This window comes from Amycolatopsis stemonae, from assembly GCF_054781455.1.
In genome coordinates, this window is record NZ_BAAGUJ010000022.1 from 50,432 (window position 1) to 70,272 (window position 19,841).

General features: G+C 72.5%; 18 protein-coding genes. 9 read left to right on the forward strand and 9 right to left on the reverse strand.

All coding sequences use genetic code 11. The features are described from left to right. The first annotated feature begins 23 nt into the window (after positions 1-23). Complete coding sequence (locus tag ACYVLJ_RS43740) at positions 24-908, forward strand: SDR family NAD(P)-dependent oxidoreductase (RefSeq protein WP_460443124.1); 885 nt, start codon at positions 24-26, stop codon at positions 906-908. Between the two features lie 139 nt (positions 909-1,047). Next, positions 1,048-1,713 (forward strand): hypothetical protein, encoded by a 666-nt coding sequence (locus tag ACYVLJ_RS43745; protein ID WP_460443125.1) that lies wholly within the window; start codon positions 1,048-1,050, stop codon positions 1,711-1,713. Positions 1,714-1,767: 54 nt separating this feature from the next. Here the strand turns inward: ACYVLJ_RS43745 and ACYVLJ_RS43750 are convergent, their stop codons facing one another. Genes ACYVLJ_RS43750 through ACYVLJ_RS43770 form a run of 5 tightly spaced genes read right to left on the reverse strand, consistent with a single transcriptional unit; the run spans position 1,768 to position 8,690 of the window. After that, positions 1,768-2,538 (reverse strand): FadR/GntR family transcriptional regulator, encoded by a 771-nt coding sequence (locus ACYVLJ_RS43750; protein ID WP_460443126.1) that lies wholly within the window; start codon positions 2,536-2,538, stop codon positions 1,768-1,770. 14 nt (positions 2,539-2,552) lie between these two features. After that, positions 2,553-3,692: an isocitrate/isopropylmalate dehydrogenase family protein gene (locus ACYVLJ_RS43755; protein WP_460443127.1), complete on the reverse strand. Its 1,140-nt coding sequence runs from the start codon at positions 3,690-3,692 to the stop codon at positions 2,553-2,555. Between the two features lie 30 nt (positions 3,693-3,722). Further along, positions 3,723-5,861, reverse strand: a complete 2,139-nt coding sequence (locus ACYVLJ_RS43760; protein WP_460443128.1) for a hydantoinase B/oxoprolinase family protein — start codon at positions 5,859-5,861, stop codon at positions 3,723-3,725. Positions 5,862-5,879: 18 nt separating this feature from the next. Next, on the reverse strand, positions 5,880-7,982 hold the full coding sequence (locus ACYVLJ_RS43765; protein ID WP_451975942.1) for a hydantoinase/oxoprolinase family protein: 2,103 nt from the start codon (positions 7,980-7,982) through the stop codon (positions 5,880-5,882). Between the two features lie 42 nt (positions 7,983-8,024). Then, positions 8,025-8,690 carry a GntR family transcriptional regulator gene (locus tag ACYVLJ_RS43770; protein WP_451975943.1) on the reverse strand — a complete coding sequence of 222 codons (666 nt, stop codon included), beginning with the start codon at positions 8,688-8,690 and terminating at the stop codon, positions 8,025-8,027. Between the two features lie 208 nt (positions 8,691-8,898). Between ACYVLJ_RS43770 and ACYVLJ_RS43775 the strand changes: the two genes are divergently transcribed. Genes ACYVLJ_RS43775 through ACYVLJ_RS43785 form a run of 3 tightly spaced genes read left to right on the forward strand, consistent with a single transcriptional unit; the run spans position 8,899 to position 11,479 of the window. Beyond that, positions 8,899-10,362, forward strand: coding sequence for an aldehyde dehydrogenase family protein (locus ACYVLJ_RS43775; RefSeq protein WP_460443129.1), 1,464 nt, complete (start codon positions 8,899-8,901; stop codon positions 10,360-10,362). Positions 10,363-10,370: 8 nt separating this feature from the next. Next, positions 10,371-11,120, forward strand: coding sequence for an SDR family NAD(P)-dependent oxidoreductase (locus tag ACYVLJ_RS43780; protein ID WP_451975947.1), 750 nt, complete (start codon positions 10,371-10,373; stop codon positions 11,118-11,120). An 11-nt stretch (positions 11,121-11,131) separates the two neighbouring features. Next, entirely contained in the window at positions 11,132-11,479 is a 348-nt protein-coding gene (locus tag ACYVLJ_RS43785) for a TraR/DksA family transcriptional regulator (protein ID WP_451975949.1), read from the forward strand. Between the two features lie 10 nt (positions 11,480-11,489). Here the strand turns inward: ACYVLJ_RS43785 and ACYVLJ_RS43790 are convergent, their stop codons facing one another. Further along, complete coding sequence (locus tag ACYVLJ_RS43790) at positions 11,490-13,133, reverse strand: phospholipase D-like domain-containing protein (protein ID WP_460443130.1); 1,644 nt, start codon at positions 13,131-13,133, stop codon at positions 11,490-11,492. 278 nt (positions 13,134-13,411) lie between these two features. On the opposite strand from ACYVLJ_RS43790, the gene ACYVLJ_RS43795 reads away from it, so the two are divergent. Continuing rightward, entirely contained in the window at positions 13,412-13,963 is a 552-nt protein-coding gene (locus ACYVLJ_RS43795) for a zinc ribbon domain-containing protein (RefSeq protein ID WP_460443131.1), read from the forward strand. On the opposite strand, the gene ACYVLJ_RS43800 is transcribed toward ACYVLJ_RS43795, so the two are convergent. Beyond that, a complete protein-coding gene (locus ACYVLJ_RS43800; RefSeq protein ID WP_460443132.1) occupies positions 13,960-14,292 on the reverse strand; it encodes a hypothetical protein in 333 nt (110 codons plus the stop codon). The genes ACYVLJ_RS43795 and ACYVLJ_RS43800 overlap by 4 nt on opposite strands. Then, positions 14,285-16,030, reverse strand: a complete 1,746-nt coding sequence (locus tag ACYVLJ_RS43805) for a hypothetical protein (RefSeq protein ID WP_460443133.1) — start codon at positions 16,028-16,030, stop codon at positions 14,285-14,287. Before ACYVLJ_RS43805 ends, ACYVLJ_RS43800 begins: the two co-directional genes overlap by 8 nt. A gap of 217 nt (positions 16,031-16,247) precedes the next feature. On the opposite strand from ACYVLJ_RS43805, the gene ACYVLJ_RS43810 reads away from it, so the two are divergent. The 3 genes from ACYVLJ_RS43810 to ACYVLJ_RS43820 are packed head-to-tail and all read left to right on the forward strand — an operon-like array spanning position 16,248 to position 19,296. Further along, positions 16,248-17,000, forward strand: a complete 753-nt coding sequence (locus ACYVLJ_RS43810) for an SDR family oxidoreductase (protein ID WP_460443134.1) — start codon at positions 16,248-16,250, stop codon at positions 16,998-17,000. Further along, complete coding sequence (locus ACYVLJ_RS43815) at positions 16,997-17,767, forward strand: SDR family NAD(P)-dependent oxidoreductase (protein WP_460443135.1); 771 nt, start codon at positions 16,997-16,999, stop codon at positions 17,765-17,767. Before ACYVLJ_RS43810 ends, ACYVLJ_RS43815 begins: the two co-directional genes overlap by 4 nt. Beyond that, positions 17,764-19,296: an acyl-CoA carboxylase subunit beta gene (locus ACYVLJ_RS43820; RefSeq protein WP_460443136.1), complete on the forward strand. Its 1,533-nt coding sequence runs from the start codon at positions 17,764-17,766 to the stop codon at positions 19,294-19,296. The genes ACYVLJ_RS43815 and ACYVLJ_RS43820 overlap by 4 nt, the downstream gene beginning before the upstream one ends. On the opposite strand, the gene ACYVLJ_RS43825 is transcribed toward ACYVLJ_RS43820, so the two are convergent. Continuing rightward, positions 19,293-19,805, reverse strand: a complete 513-nt coding sequence (locus ACYVLJ_RS43825; protein ID WP_460443137.1) for a dihydrofolate reductase family protein — start codon at positions 19,803-19,805, stop codon at positions 19,293-19,295. The genes ACYVLJ_RS43820 and ACYVLJ_RS43825 overlap by 4 nt on opposite strands. Between the last annotated feature and the right edge of the window lie 36 nt (positions 19,806-19,841).

Below are 19,841 nucleotides of genomic sequence, written 5' to 3' on the forward strand. Positions count from 1 at the left end.
TTGCGTTAACTGAGGAGCTTCCCATGAGTTCAGTGTTCTTCGTGACCGGCTCGTCGCGCGGCCTCGGCCGCCGGGTCGTCGAGCAGGCCCTCGCCGCCGGGCACCGCGTCGTCGCCACCGCGCGGGACCCGCGTGCGCTCGACGACCTCGTGGCCCGGTACGGCGAGCAGGTCCACGTCGAAGCGCTCGACGTCACCGACCCGGCGGCCGCCGAAGCCGCGGTGGCCGCGGGGGTCGCCGCCTTCGGCCGGCTCGACGTCGTGGTCAACAACGCCGGCCAGGGCGACCGCGTGTCCCTCGAGGACACGACGCTCGAGGTCTTCCGGCGCCAGATCGAGACGAACTTCTTCGGCACGGTCTACGTCACGAAGGCCGTGGTTCCGGTGCTGCGTGAGCAAGGCGGCGGCCGGATCATCCAGGTCTCGTCCGTGGGCGGCCGCGTCGGAAGCCCCGGGATGACCGCGTACCAGTCGGCGAAGTGGGCCGTCGGCGGGTTCACCGAGGCCCTCGCCGCCGAGGTCGCGCCCCTGGGCATCAAGCTCACCGTCCTCGAGCCGGGCGGGATGCGCACCGACTGGGGCGGCGCCTCGATGACGACGCCGCCGATCAGCGCGCCCTACGAGGCGACGGTCGGCGCGTCCGCCCGCGCGATGGCCGGCTTCGAGCAGCACGCCACCGGCGACCCGCGCAAGGTCGCCGACCTCGTGCTCACGGTCGCGGGCCTCGACGAGCCGCCGCTGCGCCTGCTCGCCGGCAGCGACGCCTACGAGTTCGGGCGCGAAGCGTGGCAGCACCGCGTCGACACCGACGCGAAGTGGGCCCACCTGAGCGCCTCCACCGACCACGACGAATCGGGTGACGCGTGGCGCCGGCAGCGCGGCACGAGCCTGCCCGACGTGCGTGCCTGACCGACTCCAACGGGTGGTCCGAGGTTCCGGACGGCCGTTCGGTGGGTAGCCCACAGGTGTGAGGCTGAGCAGGCCCTGCCTGCCGGACTAGTGAGAGGTGGTCACAATGAGCCAGGGCGATGCTCCGGTCGGACGATCGGTGAAGACGGCTGCGGCCGGCGTCCGGGACCTCGCCGCGGAAGCGGCGCGAGTGGGAGCGGCCGCGGCGGCGCGGGCGGTGGAGATCACCGATCGCAAGCTGACCGAAGGCGCCGACGAGCTCGCGAAGGTCGGCCGCTCGGCGAGCAAGGACTTCGACAAGAGCACGCGGTCCTCGCGCCGGAAGCTGCGGAAGCACTCGGTCGCCGCCCGCGACGAAGTGGTGTCCCGCGCGGTCAAGCTGCGCGACCCGGGTCGCAAGGCGGCCCAGGCGATCGCGACGGTGGCGGGCTCGGCGGGCGAGTCGAACCGCAAGCGCCGCAAGGCCGTCGCGACGGCCAAGAGCGACCTCGCCGTCGCGCTCGAAGAAGCGAAGAGCGTGGCCCGCGGTGAACGCGGCCGTCGCGCCCGCTGGCCGTGGCTGCTGGCCCTCGCCGGGGTCGCTGCCGCGGTCGCGGCGGTCCTGCAGGTCCGGCGCTCGAATCCCCTGGTCGAGGCGGACCAAGCCGAGAAGCCGGTGACCGAGCCGGCCGAGACCGCGAAGCCCGTGGCGGAGAAGCCGGCGGCCGAGCCGGCCGCGAAGCCGGCGCCCCCGAAGGCCAAGCCGGCCGACAGCGGGACCAACGGGCACGCCCCCGCCGGGAGCGCGCAGCGCAAGACGAAGTAACCGGCGAACGGCCCCGGGGCGCTGCCCCGGGGCCGTTGTCGTGCGCGATGAGGCTCAGTCCGGCACCACGCCACCGCACTCGCGGACCAGGTCGGCCATGATCGCCCGGTCGGCCGGTGCGACGTGGTCGGCGTAGTAGGCGTAGAGGCTTTCGCGCGCCAGGCGGGACGCGCGCAGCCCGTCCTGTTCGGAGATCGCCGCGAAGACCGCGCGGTGGTGGCGGATGGACTGCAGCATCAGCGCGGTCTCGTCGTCGGCGCCGAGGATGGTCTGCTGGATCAGCTTGAGGACCGCCTCGCGGGTGACGTCGCCGTAGACCTGCACGAGCTTGTTGCCGCCCGCCTCGGCGATGATCTCGTGGAACTCCATGTCCGCCCGGCCGAACTCGGTGTAGCCGACGTTCATGCACTCGCGCATGCGCGCCATGTTCCGTTCGAGCCGCAGCAGCTGTTCGTCGGTGCGCCGGGCCGCGGCGAGCAGGTTCGCCGACGCGTCCGCGATCATCCGGAACTGCACCAGCTCGGCGAGCGGCAGCTGACCGGTGGAAGCGAGCAGCGCGATCGTCCGGCGCACCGGCTCGACCGACATCGGCAGCACGAGCGGGCCGCGCGGGTCACGGGGCTGCGAGCGGACCAGGTCCATGTTCTCCAGGACCCGCAGCGCCTCGCGGACCGACGCCCGCCCGATGCCGAACTTCTCGACCAGCTCGCGCTCGCTCGGCAGCCGGTCGCCGGGCTTGAGCTCGCCGCCCGCGATGGCGGTCTGGACGTAGTCGACCACGCGCTGGAAGACCCGCCCGTTCGCCGTCGCAGGCTGGTTCGGCACCGCGCCCCCTTCCGTCAGCGATCGAGGATACCGGCCGCCTGCCGCGCCAAGGCGCTCATCAGCGACCGCGCCGGGTCGCCGATCTTCGCCGGGTCGACGCCGGCGACGCGCGTGGCGATGCGCTCGCCGAGCTCGGCGGTGCTGCCGCCCATCTCCGGGCCGGCGAAGGCGGGCATCTCGGCGAGCACGGACGCGGCCGCCGCTTCGAGGGCCAGCGCCGCGTCCCGCTCGCCCAGCCCGGCCAGGCACAGGGCCGCGGACAGCACCGCGGCCGCCGGGTTGGCCCAGCCCTTGCCCGCGATGTCGGGCGCCGAGCCGTGGACCGGTTCGTACATGCTCGGCGCGCTGCCCGCCGGGTTGTAGTCGGCGCTGGCGGCGAGGCCGAGGCCGCCCTGCACGGTGGCGCCGAGGTCGCTGATGATGTCGCCGAACAGGTTGTCGGTGACGACCACGTCGAACCGGCCCGGGTCCAGCGGCAGGTGCTGGCACATCGCGTCGGCGTGCACGTAGTCGTGCTCGACGCCGGGGTAGCGCGTGCCGACGTCGTCGACGATGTCCTGCCACAGCCCGCCCGCGTGGAGGAGCACGTTCTTCTTGTGGCACAACGTGAGCCGACCGCGCCGCGACGCCGCGAGCCGGAACGCGAAGTCGACGGCTTCGGTCGTCGCCGCGACCGTGGTGACCGAGTTCTGGAGCGCCACCGCGTGCGGCGTGCCGGGGTGGGAGAGCCCGCCGCCGCCCGTGTAGAGGCCCTCGGTGTTCTCGCGGATGATCACCAGGTCGCAGTTGTCCGGCGTGACCCCGGCGACCGGGCTGGTGACGCCGGGGTAGAGCCGGACGGGCCGGATGTTCACCGACTGCCGGAACGCCACCCGCAGCGCGACGATGAAGCCGCGTTCGAGGACGCCCGGCGCGACCCGGGGATCGCCCATCGCGCCGAGCAGGATCGCGTCGTGCTCCCGCAGCCGCGCGGTGGTCTCGTCGTCGATGGCGACGCCGGTGCGCAGGTACGCCTCGGCGCCGAGGTCGAACTCGGTGGTCGTGACGGCGAAGCCGAACCGGCCGGCGGCCGCCCGCACGCCGGCCAGCGCCGCGGCGGTGACGTCGGGGCCGATGCCGTCGCCGCCGATGACGGCCAGGTGATGGGTGCGCATGCGGTTCCGGTCTCCTCGAAGGGTGGCGGGTCAGGACTGCAGGGCGAAGTCCCGCCAGGTCTTCCCGGCCGCCGGCTCGACGTCCACCCACAGCGAAGTCACGCAGTGCGGGCAGACGTAGGCGACCGCCGAGAGGTCCGGGTGCACCTCGACGCGGGCGCCGAGGTCGTCGGCGCCGAGCGGGACGCGGCCGGCGATGGCTTCCCAGCCGCCGGCCAGCTCGCCGAGGACGGTCCCGCAGTGGCGGCAGGACGCGACCTCGCCGTGGATGGTGAGGGCGGCGCCCCAGATGCCCGTCGGCTCGCCCGCGCTCAGCGTCGACGCCGGGGGAGCGGTCATCCGGCCGCGCCGCGACTCGCGGATGCGCGTCCGCAGCCGGCCGGTCTCCGCCGCGTCGACCTCGCCGTCGCGGTGGGCGACGCCGTAGAGCCGGGCCGCGGCTTCCGCGCTGACCGTGCGGGCGGCGACGTCCGCGGCGACCTTGGCGGGGTCGCGCAGCAGCGGATCGCCGTAGCCGCCGCCGTTCTGCACGGTGCATTCGAAGACGTCGCCGTGCGCGATCCGCGCGGCGGGCGCGACGCCCGGCAGGACCTGGTGGTCGCCGTCCAGCTCCGGCAAGGCACTGACGGACTTCCCGGCGCCGAGGTGGGCGAGCGGATCGGCGCCGGTGACGCGTTCGAACCGGGCGCACGAGCCGGGGAGGCCGCCGAAGAGCCCGGTCCGGTTCGGCAGCGCGACGCCGTGGGTGCCGAGCACGCCGGTGACCTCGGTGGTGTCGATCGGGGTCAGCGCGAACTGGATGCCGTTGCCGCCGCGGTAGGTGCCCGCGCCGCCGGAGTCGGCGACCGTGCGCCGCCACAGGTACAGCAGCGGGTGCCGCATCTCCTGCTGTTCGACGTCGGTGGCGCCGCCGGCGAGGATCACCATCGCGCCCCCGGCGTCGACCCCGTCGCGGAAGGAGAACGCCGGACCGCCCCACAGCAGGGAGTCCATGTACATCGACGCGAACGGCTCGCCGTGCTGGTCGATGCCGCCGAACTGGTTGAGCTGCCACGACCCGTCGGAGGGCCCGAAGGCGTGTCCTTCGTACTTCTCGGAGAACGACAGCATCTTCGCGATCGCGCCGCCCGCCGAGCAGGTCGCCGTCCAGTTCGCGCCGGCCGCGCCGCCGGAGACCGGCATCGGTTCGACCGCGGTGACGCACAGCCCGTCGGGCGCGGTCACCTCGACCGGGCGCATCAGCCCGTGGTTCCACGGGATGTCGGACCCGAACGTGCACAGCATGAGCGTCGCGACCGCGCCCAGCAGCCCGCCGCGCGTGGTCATGCCGTAGGCCGGGGACTGCGGGCTGGCTGCGGAGAAGTCGAACACGATCCGGTCGCCGGTCTTCTCCAGCCGGCAGGGCACCTGCAGCAGTTCGATGCCCTCGGCGCCGTCGGGCCGGTCCAAATAGGACGTGTGCTCGTACACCCCGTCCGGCAGTTCGCGCAGCATCGCCCGCAGGTCCGCTTCGGAGTTGTCGAGGGTCTTCTCCATCGTCGCGCGGACGGCGCCGGCGCCGTAGCGGGCGCACAGCTCGTGGAAGCGCTGCTCGGCCACGCGCAGCCCGGCGAGGAACGCGCGGAAGTCGTTGGCGACGGTGTCGTGCATCCGCGAGTTGAGGACGATGGTGTCCCACAGCTCCTGGTTGAGCACGTCCTTGCGGACGATCCGGCCCGGCGGGATCCGGATGCCCTCCTGGAAGACGTCGGTGGCGGTGGTGCACCAGCTGCCGGGGTCCATGCCGCCGAGGTCGACCTGGTGGGCCATGCAGCCGAGCCAGGCGACGATCTCGCCGTCGCGGAACACCGGCTTGCAGAACTGGACGTCGTTCTGGTGCATCGCGGCCAGGTAGGGGTCGTTGATGATGAAGACGTCCCCGGGCTCGATGTCGTCGTAGCGGCCGAGGAACACCTCGATCGCCATCGCGCCGGTGTAGATGGGCGTGAGCAGGTAGGTGCCGATGATCGCCATCTCGCCGGCCGCGGTGTAGATGCCGAAGTTGTAGTCGGTGGCGTGCACGACCGGCGAGCCCGAGACGTGCTCGACGGTGGTGGCGCCCTCGGAGTTGATCGACCAGAGCTTGTGCCGGATGACCTCGTAGGTGACCGGATCGACGGTGGTGGTCATGCGCTTGTCCCTTCCGCCTCAGCGGTTCTGGATGACGATGTCGCCGAACGCGTCGACTTCGGCGTCCTGGCCCGGGCCGACGACGACGGTCGTGTCCCGCAGCTCGACGATCGCGAGCCCTTCGATGCGGAGGCCGTCACGCAGGTGCTCGGTGCGGAGAACCGTGGCGTCACGCCATTCGCCGCCGGAGAAGACCGGGCGGGTGCCCGGCTCGGGGGCGTCCTGGGCGGCGAGCGCGCCGGTGTCGAACTCCGCGCGGGGCACCGGGCTCGTGGCGACGACGCGGAACGTCGTGATCTCGACGCCGCCTTCGAGGAACGCGGCGCCCTTGCCGAAGCGGCCTTCGTAGACCTCGACGAACCGGTCCACCATCGCGTTGACGTCGGCGGCGGTGATCCGCTCGGCGTCGATCGGCACGGTGAGCACGTGGATCTGGGCGCGGAACCGGATCTCCACGAACTTGCCGTAGGAGATCCCGCTCTCGGCGGCGCCCGCGGCCACGAGGTCGCGGCGGGCGCGCGCGGCGAGCTCGTCGAACGTGGCGTTCAGCTCGTCCGGCGGCAGCGCCGAGGCGTGGTCGGTCGTGCCGGGCGGGGTCTGCATCGGCTTGGACAGCTCTTCGACCATGGTCAGGTCCGAGCAGCCGATCCCGAAGGCCGAGTGCACCGACGCGGTGATCGGGACGACGATCTGCGGGCAGCCGAGCTCGGCGCCGTAGGAGAACGCGTGCAGCGGCCCGGCGCCGCCGTAGGCGAACACCGCGAAGTCGGTGGGGTCGTAGCCCTGCTCGACGGTGACCTGCCGGACGAGGTCAGCCATCCGCGCGTCGACGATCGTCTTGATGCCTTCGGCCGCCTCCTCGACGCTCAGCCCGCTCGGCGTGGCGACGTGCTCGTCGATGGCCGCGCGGGCCTTCTCGACGTCGAGGGTCAGCCGGCCGCCGAGGAAGTTGCCCGGGTTGAGGTAGCCGAGCACGAGGTCGGCGTCGGCGACGGTGGGCCGGGTGCCGCCGCGGCCGTAGCACGCCGGGCCGGGCCGCGCGCCGGCCGACGCGGGCCCGACCTGCAGGACGCCGCCCCGCACGGACGCGATGGATCCGGCGCCCGCGCCGATCGCGCGGACGGCGACCGAGGGCAGGGCCAGCTCGTCGCGGCCGATGAGGGTCTTGTTCGACATCACGGGCCGGCCGTCGAGGACCAGGCCGACGTCGAAGCTGGTGCCACCCATGTCGGTGGTGACGATGGTGCGGTACCCGTTGCGGGCGCCCAGGAACTGCGACGCGACGACACCGCCGACCGGGCCGGACAGGACCGTGGCCGCGGCGCGCTTCTCGACCTCGGCGAAGGTGGCCAGCCCGCCGTTGGACTGCATCAGCAGCGGCCCGGACTTCAGGCCCGCCTTGGTCAACGTGTTCTCGAACGAGTCCAGCGACGTCTTGAGGACCGGCCGCAGGCTGGCGTTGACCGCGGTGGTCAGGGTCCGTTCGTACTCCCCGATGCGCGGCAGGAACTCCGACGACAGCGTCACCGAAGCACCAGGGACGACCTCCTCGATCAGCTCCGCGACGCGCCGCTCGTGGGTGTCGTTGGCGAACGACCACAGCAGGGACACGGCGAACACCTCGGCCCCGGCGTCCCGAAGCTCCGCGACCGCGCGCCGGACGTCGTCCTCGTCGAGCGGGCACACCACCCGGCCCGCGTAGTCGACGCGCTCGGTGACCTCGGCGGTCAGCTGCCGCGGCACCGCCGCCGGCTGCTTGACCAGCGTCCGGAAGCGCTTGATGGCTTCTTCCTCGAGCCCGATGCCCTTGAAGCCGCGCATCACGGTCAGGGTGTCGCCGAAGCCGCGGGTCTGGATCAGCCCGACCCGCCGGTTCCGGCCTTCGAGCATCGCGTTGGTGGCGACGGTCGTGCCGTGCGCGAACACCTCGACGCCGGCGAGGAAGTCCGCCAGCGGGGTGCCGCGTTCTTCGGCGGCGAGGACCAGCGTGTCCAGCACGCCCTGGGCGGGGTTGTCCGGGACGGTCGAGGACTTGTACCGGCCGACCGAGCCCGCGGAGTCGATGACGACCGTGTCGGTGAAGGTGCCTCCGATGTCGGAAGCGACGTAGTAGGGGGACATGGCGGCGGATCACTCCTTTGTGTCGCGGCTTCGGGTGCCCGGTCAGGACACGCCTTCGCCCTTCGCCTGCTTCGCGTTCTCCTTCAGCTGGCGGATGGTGGCTTCGATGTGGGCGCGCGCCAGGCGTTCGGCGCCGGGCCCGTCGCCGGCTTCGATGGCGTCGGTGATCGCCGTGTGCTCGGTGATCGCCCGCAGCGCGCTGTCCGGGCGGATCAGCGCCACGGGCGCGAACACCTGCGCGGTCATCCGGAGGATCGGCAGCTGCCCGATGACGAAGTCGTTGCCGGACAGGTGGGTGATCTCCTCGTGGAAGTCCACATTGGACTGGCTGTAGTCGCGGGCGGCCCAGGGAGCGACGGCCGCTCGCTGGACGTCGATCGCCCGCCGCAGGGACCGCACGCGTTCGCCGGGGGAGCGCTCCGCGGCGAGCCGCGCGGCCAGGCCGTCGACGACCGCGCGCAGCTCGTACGCGGCCAGCAGCGTCTCGACGTCGCCGGTGACGACCCGCGCGCCCCGTCCGGCGACGACCTGGACCAGGCCCTCCTGTTCGAGGACCCGCAGGGCTTCGCGCAGCGGGGTCCGGCTGACGCCGAGCTCCGCGGACAGCTGCTCCTGCCGCAGCCACGCCCCGGGCGGGTAGCGCTGCGCGTAGATGCGCTCCCGGAGCATCGCGGTCACCTCGTCGACGAGGGGGATGCGTGCCGCCATCCGACATCCCTTCTCGGGTTTTCGCGGATTGGATACAGGGCACCTTGACGCACTTTGTGACCTGCGTCAAGTGGTCGCACTTGACCGATGTCGCTGGTAGAGGCATCCTGACCCTGGTCAGAGCTGGTCGGACCAGCAGACGCCGGAGCACCCTTGCGGCGCCGCTGGCCGTACCCAGGACACCGTCGTCGTGGAGGAGAAGTCGCTGATGGGATCGCATCCGGCGTTCGCCGTTCCCGCGTTCCGGGCCGGCCTGCCGATCGGGCCGGGCTGGGTCACCGGCACCGGGACGGAACCGGTCGTGTTCCCCTACGACGGCTCGGTCGTCGCCGAGGCGCCGGTGGGCACCGCCGAGCACGCGCGAGCCGCACTCGACGCCGGAGCGGCCGTCGTGAAGGCGGTCGGGAAGCTCTCGTCGGCCGTGCGGCGGGCCGTCCTGCTCGACGTCGAGGCGAGCCTGCGCGCGCACCGCGAGCAGTTCGTCGAGCTGCTGATCGCCGAGACCGGCAAGACCCGCACGGACTGCACGGTGGAGTTCGACCGCACCCTGTTCACCTGGTCGGCGTCGGCCGAGCAGGTCGCGCAGCTGCACGGGGAGACCGTGCCGCTGGACGTCCAGGAGTCCGGCGCCGGACTGATCGGGTTCTGGACGCGCAAGCCGATCGGGCTCGTCGTCGGCGTGGCCGGCTTCAACGGCCCGCTCCTGCTGGCCTCGCACAAGATCGCCCCGACCATCGCGGCCGGCTGCCCGGTGATCTGCAAGCCCGCGCCCGCCACGCCGCTCGCCACCCTGTGGCTCGCCGACCTCGTCCGCCAGGCCGCCGAGCGGCACGGCGCCCCGCCGGAGATCGTGCAGGTGGTGACCGGCGACGCCGAGGTCGGCCGGCTCCTGGTCACCGACCCGCGGGTGGCCGCGGTGTCCTTCACCGGCTCGGCCGCCGTCGGGCACCGGATCGCGCGGGACGCGGCGCCGCGGAAGGTGGTGCTGGAGCTGGGGTCCAACGCCGCCCTCGTGGTCGACACCGACGCCGACCTCGACAAGGCCGCCGACGCCGTCCTGCGCGGCGGCTTCTACTTCAACGGCCAGGCGTGCATCGCGGTGCAGCGGGTCATCGTGTGCGAGCCGGTGCGCGAGGAGTTCGTCGGGAGGCTGACGGCACGGATCGGCGAGCTCACGGTCGGCGATCCGCGTTCGGCCGGGACGCGCGTCGCGCCGCTGATCAACGAAGCGTCGACCCGCCGGGTCCTCGACTGGATCGGGAAGGCCGAAGCCGCCGGGGCGAAGCTCCTGCACGGTGGCCGCGTCGTCGACCGCACGATCGAGCCGACCCTGCTGCTCGACGTGCCGGAGACGGCCGAGGCGTGGTGCGAGGAGATCTTCGCCCCGGTCGTGGCCATCCGCTCGGTCCCGGACCTGCCGGCGGCCCTGGACATGGTGAACCGCTCGCGCTACGGCCTGCACGCCAGCGTCTACACGAAGTCGCTCGCCACCGCGTTCCGCGCGATCGAGGAGCTCGAGGTGGGCGGGGTCGTGATCAACGAGGTGCCGGGGTTCCGGTCGGACATCATGCCCTACGGCGGCGTGAAGGACTCCGGCATCGGCCGGGAGGGCCCGCGGTTCGCGATCGAGGAACTGACCGTCACCCGCATGGCCGTCATCCGGCCGGAATGAGCGATCCCATGACCTACGAGAAGCTGTTCCGGCTCGACGGCAAGCGCGCGCTGGTCATCGGCGCGGGCGGCATCGGCCGCGAATCGGCCCGGGCGCTCTCGGCCCACGGCGCGCAGGTGCTGTGCGCGGACAAGGACGCCGAGGCCGCGAAAGCCACCGCCGACGACGCCCTGGAGCTCGACATCACCGACGCCGACGCGGTCGCGCGCGCCGCGGAGAGCGCCGGCCCGGTCGACGTCCTGGTGCTGACGGCGGCGACGAACGTCCGCAAGCGGCTGCTGGACTACACTGGAGAGGAGTTCGACCGGGTCGTCGCGCTGAACCTGAAGGCGACTTTCACGGTCCTGCAGGCGTTCGGACGCCGGATGGTCGCGCGGGGGAGCGGGAGCATCGTGGTGTTCTCGTCGGTCCGGGCCCAGGTCGTGGAACCGGGCCAGTCGGTCTACGCCGCGACGAAGGCAGGGGTGATCCAGCTGGTGAAGACGGCGGCGGCCGAGTTCGGCCCGGCCGGGGTGCGGATCAACGCGATCGCGCCGGGCGTGGTGGAAACCCCGCTGACGAGCCAGATCAAGGCGAACCCGGACTGGTACGAGGCCTACGCGGCGAAGAGCGCCCTCGGCCGGTGGTCCCGGCCGTCGGAACTGGCCGGCGCGGTGGTCTACCTGGCTTCGGAGGCGGCCAGCTTCGTCACGGGGTCGACGATGATGGTCGACGGGGGCTGGACCGCCGTCGACGGCCGCTTCACCCCGCCGGCCTGAACGGAACGGACATGGACGAACGCAGCGCGACCGAGCTGATCGAGAACGCCCGGGCCGAAACCACGCGGCTGGCCACGGCGCTGGCCCGGCAACGGGCCGAGATCGTGGCGGCGTCGGAGTTCAGCAGCGCCGACGACGAGCACGACCCGGAAGGCGCCACCATCGCCTTCGAACGGGAGCAGGTCCAGGCCCTGCTGCGGCAGGCCCAGGACGAGCTGGCAGCCCTCGCGAAGGCCGCCGAGCGGGTGCGCGCCGGCGTCTACGAGGTCTGCGAACGCTGCGGCGGCCCGATCGCCGAAGACCGGCTCACCGCCCTCCCGGCGACGCGGATCTGCATCGCCTGCGCCAATCGAAGGTGAGTCCCGCGGCTCAGCGGAACAGCAGCCGCTGCCGGAAGCTGGGCGTGGCCGGGTCGTAGTAGCGGTGGACCCACGAGTCGTCCGGGACCAGGTAGACGGTCTTGTCGTCGTCCGCACTCCGCAGCTTCTGGTGGAGGTAGCGGAAGTAGAAGTGGTTGAACAGCCGCATGAACTCGCCGAGGTAGATGTCCGCGACGCGGGTGTCCCCCTGGATCATCAGCATGTTCTCGTCGTTTTCGTGCACCGAGGCGTCGCTGAAGTTGCCGGACCCGGTGATGACCAGCGGGGTGTCGCCCAGCGGGTCGACGAGCATGAACTTCGTGTGGGTGTAGCGGACGTTGACGTTGAGCCCGGTCAGCTGCTCCTTCGTCCAGCGGTCGAGGATGTCCGAGCTCAGCAGCGAACCGACGGCGACCTTGACGTCGTGGTCGCGGGTGAACGCGACGTCGCCGCTGTCGGGCGGCTGCTCGAGGACGAGGTAGCGCAGGACGTCCGACTCCGTCCCGATCGCCTCGGCGATCCGGTCGTGGACGCCGAACGCGGCGGTCATGAAGAACGACCGCTGCGCGCTCTTGGCCTGCGCGGCGTACCAGTCGATCAGGTCGAGCGTGGTGCGCGGGCTGAACACGGGGGAGATGCCGGCCGGCGGCGGGCTGCTCGGCGTCGGCGTGGCGTCGGTGTTGCCGGGGCGGATCCGCGCGTAGTCCGGGTCGGCGGCCAGGCGGGTCCAGAAGTCGAGGTACCGGGCGGCGATGGCCGGGTCGCGGACGAGGTGCCCGACGTTGGACTGGCCGAACAGCCCGCCCCAGGTGATGTTCGTCGACCCGGTCCACACGGCCTGCGGCTCGTCTTCGTGCAGCAGGACGAGGAACTTGTTGTGCGAGATGGCGCTGTTGGTCGTGCGGGGGATCATGTTCGGTCCGAGGCCGGCGGCCTCGATGGCCGGTTCGGACTCCTGCCAGACCTGGCGGCGGTTCGGGTCCGTGCTCGCCTTCCCGCGCCGGTCGTAGACGATCTTCACGTCGACGCCGCGGTCCGCGGCGGCCTTCAGCGCGGCGAGGACCAGCGGGTAGGAGAACTCGTAGACCGACCCGCGCAGCGCGAACCCGGGCCCGGTGGCGGAGCCGATGAACGTCAGCAGCGCCCGGTCGAGCCCGCGGGCCAGCCAGTCGTAGGCGGGGTCGCTGCGGTCGTCCTTGCGCGGGGGGCGGCCGAACCGCTGCGCGTAGGCCTGGCTGGCGGCCACGCCGCGGTTGAAGTGGACGGCGTGGGTGCCGGTGTCGACCGGTTCCGTCGTCACGGTGGTGGTCACCTCGTGGCGGACCTCGAGGTTCTTCGGTTCTCCGTAGAGGGCCACGACGCGGTAGGTGTACTCGTGGCCGGGCTCGGTGGTGTAGTCGCCCCACTGGAACGACTGCAGCGGGTGGTCGCGCAGGCTGACCGACCGGCCCGGCGGGATGCCGTGCGAGGTCTCTTCGAAGACCTTCATGCCGCGCAGCCAGTGGTGTTCGTTCTTCGCCGGGTCGGACCGTTCGATCGCGAACCCCAGGAGGCCCGGCGTGGCCTCCTGGGCGAGGTCGATGCCGAGCAGCACGGCGTAGGAACCGGCGATGGCGTGGACCTGCAGGTCGTCGGCCGAGTCGCGAGTGCGCATGGGAATCCTCCGGCGGGCCCGGGAGCCAGACACCCGATGGGTCGCGGCAACCACCGAAACCGTTACCGCCGCGCGGTTTTCCGCGGCGGGCGGTGTAACACCTCGTGGCCGCGCGGGGACTACGGGGCATGAAACCCTGCTCGACGTGCGGCCGGGAACTCGGTCCCCAGGCCAGGTTCTGCGGCTCGTGCGGCACTCCGGTCGCCGGGCCCGCCCCCGCACCGAGAGCGGAACGCCACGCCGCGGCGCGGCCGAGACCGCGGCCCACGGCGACCATCGTGGTGGCCGCCACGGCCGTGGTCGTGGTCGCCGGCGGCGCGACGATCTTCGCCCTGACCCGCGGGACGGACGCCGCGCAGCCGGCCACCGTCGTCCCGGCCACCGTCCCCGCGACCGTCGCCACGACCACGGCGCGGTCGTCGCCGAGCGCGCCGGCCGGAGCGGTCGCGGCACCGGCCACCGAGGCGGACCTCCGCCGGCAGACCGCCGAAGACCACGCGGTGGCCGAAAGCCTTGTCGGGCAGTGGGTTCCGCAGCTTTCCTCGAAGCGTCCCGGTCTCGTCGTCGGCACCGTGACCTACGACTACCCGGCGATCGTGGCCGACTTCCAGAGCCTGCGCGCCCGCTTCCCCGGCGCCGTCCTGGTCAATTCGAGCGACTACGCGAACTTTTCGAAGAAGGACTTCTGGGTCACCCTGGCGGCGACCGCCTTCCCGACGGCCGACGCGGCCAACACCTGGTGCGACGAACAGAACTTCGCCCGCGAGGACTGCCACGCGAGCCGCCTGACTCACACCGGCGGCCCCGTGGGCAACTCCAAGCCCCGCTAGCCGAACAGCCTGGCCACCAGGTCGGCGACCTTGACCGCGGGTTCGGTCAGCGTGCCGAGCAGGGTGGTGACCGTCTTCCAGCGGGAGCTGACGACCGCGCCGCGCGGGGTGTCGCTCCGCAGTTCCGCTTCGATTCTCCCGAGTGCTTCGAGCACTTCCGCGCGGTCGGGTTCGGGAGCCGACTCGGCGATCGCCTCCCGCGAGCGCGTGAGCGCCGCGATCAGGTCCGGCACCGACGCGGCCGCCGCGGAGTCGTTGTGGACGGTGGCGCCCGTGCCGAAGGCGCTGCCGGAGATGGTCGCGTCCCGGAGGTCGAACCGGTCACCCATGGGTCTGCTTTCCCTTCGCCGTACCGGAGTTCGTCACCTTGCTGTTCGTGCCGACCGCGGAGTCGACGAACGTGCTGCCGCGCATGTCGTAGCTGTTGACGACCGGGTCGGCCAGTTTCATGAACTCGACCACGGAGTAGCCGCGGTCCTGCAGGTACTGCCCGACCGCGCGGAACAGCGTCGCGTCCAGGATCTTCACGTACCGTTCGGCGTCGACGTCCTGGAAGTAGCTCTGCACCCGGTCCGCCTGGGCCAGCTCGCGCAGGCTGCGGTCGGCGCCGTACTTGGCCGGGACGACCTCGTCGTGGTCCTGGCGCAGCGGTTTGAACGGCCGGACCACGGAGGCCGCGCGGTGGCACATCGTCGCCGGCAGGAGCCACAGGTCCACCAGGGTGTGGCCCAGCAGCCGCGCCGTCGACGGGTGCCGGTCGATCGCGCGGAACTCCGGGTCGATCGGCAGCAGCGCGAGGAACTGCCACTCCAGGTACAGCATCCGCTGGTCGGTCCCGGCGTGCAGGTAGCACGACGTGGTCAGGTCGCGGTCCCAGGACTCGACGCGGTAGCACCGGTAGTAGCGCGCCCATTCCACCACGCTGTCGGCCAGGGCCCGCGCGCGCTCGAGCGGCAGCCGGCGGGCCGGTGGCCGGTCGAGGCCGGCGAGGACCTCGGGCACCGACCGGTGGTCGACGACGAGCCGGTCCGCGGGCACCAGGACCTGTTCGCGGTGGGTCAGGTGCTCCAAGCGGCGGCCGGGCCCCAGCGACGACGTTTCCTTGAGCTGCTCGATCGCCGCGCCGACGTGCTGCTGCAGCTCCGTGACGCTGATGCCCCGCGGCACGGCGCCGTCGTCCGACGAGTCGAGCGGCAGCGTGATCACCTGCCGGTGCACCGGAATCCCCGCGCCCACGAACGGCGAGAACCCGCGGTGCACCACGACGTCCGCGCTGTCCTCGTGACCCGCGCCGCCCTCCTCGGCCGCCACCACCCGCTCCAGCGGCTGGTCGAAGGCGTCGAGCCCCAGCCCGCGCAGCCGCCGTTCCCATTCGGAGGCACTGGCGCGCCCGTCCGCGACGAAGGTGCCGCGGCGGAACCGCCCGAACACCAGGAACCGCACGACCAGCCGGTCGGCGAGCAGGACGCCGGCGATGAGCACGGCCAGCAGGATCGTGAGCACCACGGTGCGGACGACACTGTCCTCGGCCGCGGGCGGGGAAATCGAGTACGGCAGGCCCGAAGCACTCCCGGACAGCTCCCCGAAGCCGCTGGCGACGTCGGCGCCCATGACGACCGCGGCGGCGGCCAGCAACCCGACCGCGACGACGTAGTCACCGGCCCGGCGCACCCGGAACCGCCACGGCAGCACGGCCAGCACGACGGCGGCGACCACCCAGAACACCAGGAGCGACGGGTCGACGAACAGGAACACCAGCACGAGCACCAGCAGCGCGGCGTCGCGGATGCGCCGCCGCGCCCGCGACGCGACCGCCTCCCGCAGCACCGAGGCGTTGTCCACCCCGGGAGCGGGTGGAATCGAGCGCAGGGGTTCGACGAGGAATTCCCGCATCGCGGCGTTCGCGTAGTCTTCGCTGATCTGCGCGGCGGCGCACAGGTAGCGCGTCGTGTTGTCCCGGGTCACCAGCGAAGCACCGCACCGCTGGCAAAACCCGTCGCCCGGCAGGTTGATCTCCCGGCACCGCCAGCAGTTCTGGTTCCGCCTCGTGCCGGCACCGACCGTCATGGTGTTCCTCCTGACCGAGTCTTCCGGCCCAGGAGTCGTCGGCCACGCGGTGACGCGTTACAGCGCGGCGGTCTGGCGCTGCGTGACCGCCGAACACGCTGGGTCGCCGGGCGGTGTGATGAGCGTCGGCTTGAGAGGATGGCGGCATCGCGCATAATGGGCACCTGACCGACCGCTTGGTATGTGCCGGGCACCACAGCGAAGGAGACACACTGCCGTGAACTCGTTCAAGGATCGCGTCGCGATCGTCACGGGGGCCAGCCGGGGCATCGGCCTCGGGATCGCGAAGACGCTCGTCGAGCGCGGGGCCAAGGTGTGCATCACCGCGCGCAAGCCCGAGGCCCTCGAAGCGGCCGTCAACGAGCTCGGCGGGCCCGACGTCGCCCTGTTCGTGCCCGGCAAGTCCGACGACACCGACCACCAGGACGAGGCGATCGCGAAGACGATCGAAACCTTCGGCCGGCTCGACTACCTGGTCAACAACACCGGCATCAACCCGGTCTACGGGCCCACCCTCGACATCGACCCCGCCGCCGCGGCGAAGATCCTCGGCGTCAACGTCCTCGCGCCGCTCGGCTGGACCAAGCGCGCCCGCGACGCGTGGATGGGCGAGTACGGCGGCGCCGTCGTCAACGTCGCCTCCGTCGCCGGCCTCGGCGCGTCGCCCGGCATCGGTATGTACGGCGTCAGCAAGGCCGCGCTGATCCGCCTCACCGTCGAGCTCGGCGCCGAGCTGGGGCCGAAGATCCGCGTCAACGCCGTCGCGCCCGCCGTCGTCAAGACGAAGTTCGCCACCGCGCTCTACGAAGGCCGCGAAGAAGAGGTCTCGGCGGCCTACCCGATGAAGCGCCTCGGCGTGCCGGCCGACATCGCCGGCGCCGTCGCGTTCCTGCTGTCCGACGACGCGGGCTGGATCACCGGCCAGACCATGGTCCTCGACGGCGGCGTCACCCTCGGCGGTGGCCTGTGACCGGGGTCGTCGTCACGGGCGGTGGCGGCGGGATCGGCGCCGCGCTGGCCCGCCGCTTCGCCGCCGACGGTGCCCAGGTGCTCGTCGCCGACCTCGACGGCGGCAAGGCCGCCGAGGTCGCGGCCGAGGTCAAGGGCACGGCGTTCGCCGGCGACGTCGCGAGCCCCGAAGGCGTCGCGAAGCTGGTCGAGAGCGCCCGCGAGACCCTCGGCGAGATCGACGTCTTCTGCGCGAACGCCGGCATCGCGCCGTTCGGCGGCCCGGAGAGCCCCGAGGACGTCTGGGCGCGCACCTGGGAAGTCAACGTCATGGCGCACGTCCGCGCCGCCAACCTGCTGCTGCCCGCGTGGCTCGAGCGCGGCAAGGGCCACTTCATCGCGACGGTCTCCGCGGCCGGCCTCCTGACCAGCCTCGGCTCGGCGCCGTATTCGGTGACCAAGCACGGCGCGCTGGCGTTCGCCGAGTACCTCTCGGCGACCTACCGCCACCGCGGCATCACCGTGCAGGCCATCTGCCCGCAGGGCGTGCGCACGGCGATGCTGGAGAGCACCGGCACCGCGGGCCGGCTGCTGATGGGCGCGTCGGCGATCGAGCCCGAGCAGGTCGCGGACGCGCTGTTCACGGCCATCGAGGAGAACCGGTTCCTGGTGCTGCCGCACCCCGAGGTCGCGGGCTACTACGCGGCACGGGCGACCGAGACCGACCGGTGGCTCGGCGGGATGAACAAGCTGCAGCGCAAGGTCGAAGCGGCGCTCGAGGCCGAATGAGCTGGCAGCCGGAGGTCGACGAGATCGCGCGGCGGCGCGAGCTGGCCGAGCGGATGGGCGGGCCGGAGAAGGTGGCCCGCCAGCACGCGGCCGGGCGCTCGACCGTCCGCGAGCGCATCGCCGCGCTCGCCGACCCCGGCAGCTTCGACGAAATCGGCGCGCTCGCCGGCACCACCGTGGACGGCGCGTTCACCCCGGCCAACTTCGTGCTCGGCACCGCGAAGCTCGACGGTCGCCGGGTGGCGATCGGCGGCGACGACTTCACCGTCCGGGGTGGCGCCGCCGACGCCGCCATCATGGAGAAGCAGGTCTACGCCGAGCGGCTCGCGAACGAGCTGGGCCTGCCGCTGGTGCGGCTGATCGAAGGCACCGGGGGCGGCGGCAGCGTCAAGATGCTGGAGCAGCACGGGTTCACCTACGTCCCGGTCAACCCGGGCTGGGACCTCGTGGTGGACAACCTCTCGACGGTGCCGGTGGTGGCGCTCTGCCTGGGCCCGGTCGCCGGGCTCGGCGCCGCGCGGGCGGTGATGTCGCACCTGAACGTCCTGGTCGAGGGCGCCGGGCAGCTGTTCGTCGCCGGGCCGCCGGTGGTCGAGCACGCGACGGGGGAGGACCTCACCAAGGAAGAACTCGGCGGCGCGGCGGTCCACCGCCGCAGCGGCGCCATCGACCGGATCGTGGCGTCCGAGGCCGAAGCTTTCGCCGTCACCAAGCGGTTCCTGTCGTACCTGCCGTCCTCTGTGGACGCACTACCGCCGGTCGGGTCCACCGCGGATCCGGTGGACCGCCGCGACGAAGCGTTGCTGTCCCTGGTGCCGCGCAACCGTCGGCACCCGTACCGGCTGCGGCCCCTGCTCGACGGCGTCTTCGACGAAGGCTCGGTGTTCGACTACGCCGTGTCGGGCGGCCCGGCCTACGCGGGACTCGCGCGGCTGAACGGGCACCCGGTCGGCGTCCTCGCCACCGACCCGTACCGCGGCGCGACGCTGACGCCCGAAGGTGCCGACGTCATGACGCGGTTCGCCGACCTCTGCGAGACGTTCCACCTGCCGCTGGTGTCGCTGACCGACCAGGCGGGCATGGTGATCGGCGCGGCCGCCGAACGCGCGGGCGCGATCCGGCACGGCGCCCGCGCGGTGACGGCGGTCTACCAGGCGCGGGTCCCGATGGCCGAAGTGATCGTCCGGCGCGTGTTCGGCGTCGGCGGCGCCGGCCAGGTCAACCGGCACCGCCTGGTCCGCCGCTGGGCCTGGCCCTCGGGCGACTGGGGTTCCCTCCCGGTCGAAGGCGGCATCGAGGCGGCGTACCGCGCGGAGCTGGACGCGGCCGACGACCGGGAGGCGCGGATCGAGGAGATCCGCGCCCGCCTGGACGCCGTGCGCTCGCCGTTCCGGACCGCCGAGCGGTTTTCGGTCGAGGACGTCATCGACCCGCGCGAAACCCGCGCACGGCTGTGCGACTGGGTGCCGGACGCCTACGCGGTGCTGCCGAAGCTGCTGGGCCGCCCGTCCTTCGGGATGCGCCCCTAGACCACGCGGTACCAGTTCGGCCGCAGCGGCTCGAGCCCGACGGGCTTGCCGCCGGGGCGGTCGAACATCCGCACGCCGTCCCCGAGGAGCACCGGGACGGGCATCGCCAGGATCTCGTCGAGCACGCCGGCGTCGAAGCACTGCCGCGCGACGTCGGCGCCGAGGACGTTGACGTACTTCTCGCCCGCTGCCTCCTTGGCCGCGGCGACCGCGCCGACAAGGTTGTCGACGAAGGTGACGCCGGGCGCGGGCGCGGCGGGCCGGTGGGTGAGCACGAACTGCGGTCCCTCCCAGCCGCCGCCGAACGCCTTGCCCTCGCCTTCGGTGCCCCGGTGCGGATCGTCGCCGCCGTAGGTCCGGCGGCCGACGAGCAGCGCGCCGATCTCCGGGATCAGCTCGTCGACCAGCGGATCCGGGCCGAGGTACGGCGTCAGCCAGGACATGTCGCCGCCCGGGCCGGCGATGAAGCCGTCGACCGAGCAGCTGAAGCCGTAGAGCAGTTTCGCCATGATGTCTCCTTTGAGCCGGTTCGCGGACTTCAGTAC

Excerpts from the sequence above, each read along its gene's own strand:
- ACYVLJ_RS43740 (WP_460443124.1), top strand. The coding sequence starts at position 24 with ATGAGTTCAGTGTTCTTCGTGACCGGCTCGTCGCGCGGCCTCGGCCGC.
- ACYVLJ_RS43755 (WP_460443127.1), bottom strand. The coding sequence starts at position 3,692 with ATGCGCACCCATCACCTGGCCGTCATCGGCGGCGACGGCATCGGCCCC.
- ACYVLJ_RS43760 (WP_460443128.1), bottom strand. The coding sequence starts at position 5,861 with ATGACCACCACCGTCGATCCGGTCACCTACGAGGTCATCCGGCACAAG.
- ACYVLJ_RS43765 (WP_451975942.1), bottom strand. The coding sequence starts at position 7,982 with ATGTCCCCCTACTACGTCGCTTCCGACATCGGAGGCACCTTCACCGAC.
- ACYVLJ_RS43770 (WP_451975943.1), bottom strand. The coding sequence starts at position 8,690 with ATGGCGGCACGCATCCCCCTCGTCGACGAGGTGACCGCGATGCTCCGG.
- ACYVLJ_RS43775 (WP_460443129.1), top strand. The coding sequence starts at position 8,899 with ATGGGATCGCATCCGGCGTTCGCCGTTCCCGCGTTCCGGGCCGGCCTG.
- ACYVLJ_RS43780 (WP_451975947.1), top strand. The coding sequence starts at position 10,371 with ATGACCTACGAGAAGCTGTTCCGGCTCGACGGCAAGCGCGCGCTGGTC.
- ACYVLJ_RS43785 (WP_451975949.1), top strand. The coding sequence starts at position 11,132 with ATGGACGAACGCAGCGCGACCGAGCTGATCGAGAACGCCCGGGCCGAA.
- ACYVLJ_RS43790 (WP_460443130.1), bottom strand. The coding sequence starts at position 13,133 with ATGCGCACTCGCGACTCGGCCGACGACCTGCAGGTCCACGCCATCGCC.
- ACYVLJ_RS43800 (WP_460443132.1), bottom strand. The coding sequence starts at position 14,292 with ATGGGTGACCGGTTCGACCTCCGGGACGCGACCATCTCCGGCAGCGCC.
- ACYVLJ_RS43805 (WP_460443133.1), bottom strand. The coding sequence starts at position 16,030 with ATGACGGTCGGTGCCGGCACGAGGCGGAACCAGAACTGCTGGCGGTGC.
- ACYVLJ_RS43820 (WP_460443136.1), top strand. The coding sequence starts at position 17,764 with ATGAGCTGGCAGCCGGAGGTCGACGAGATCGCGCGGCGGCGCGAGCTG.
- ACYVLJ_RS43825 (WP_460443137.1), bottom strand. The coding sequence starts at position 19,805 with ATGGCGAAACTGCTCTACGGCTTCAGCTGCTCGGTCGACGGCTTCATC.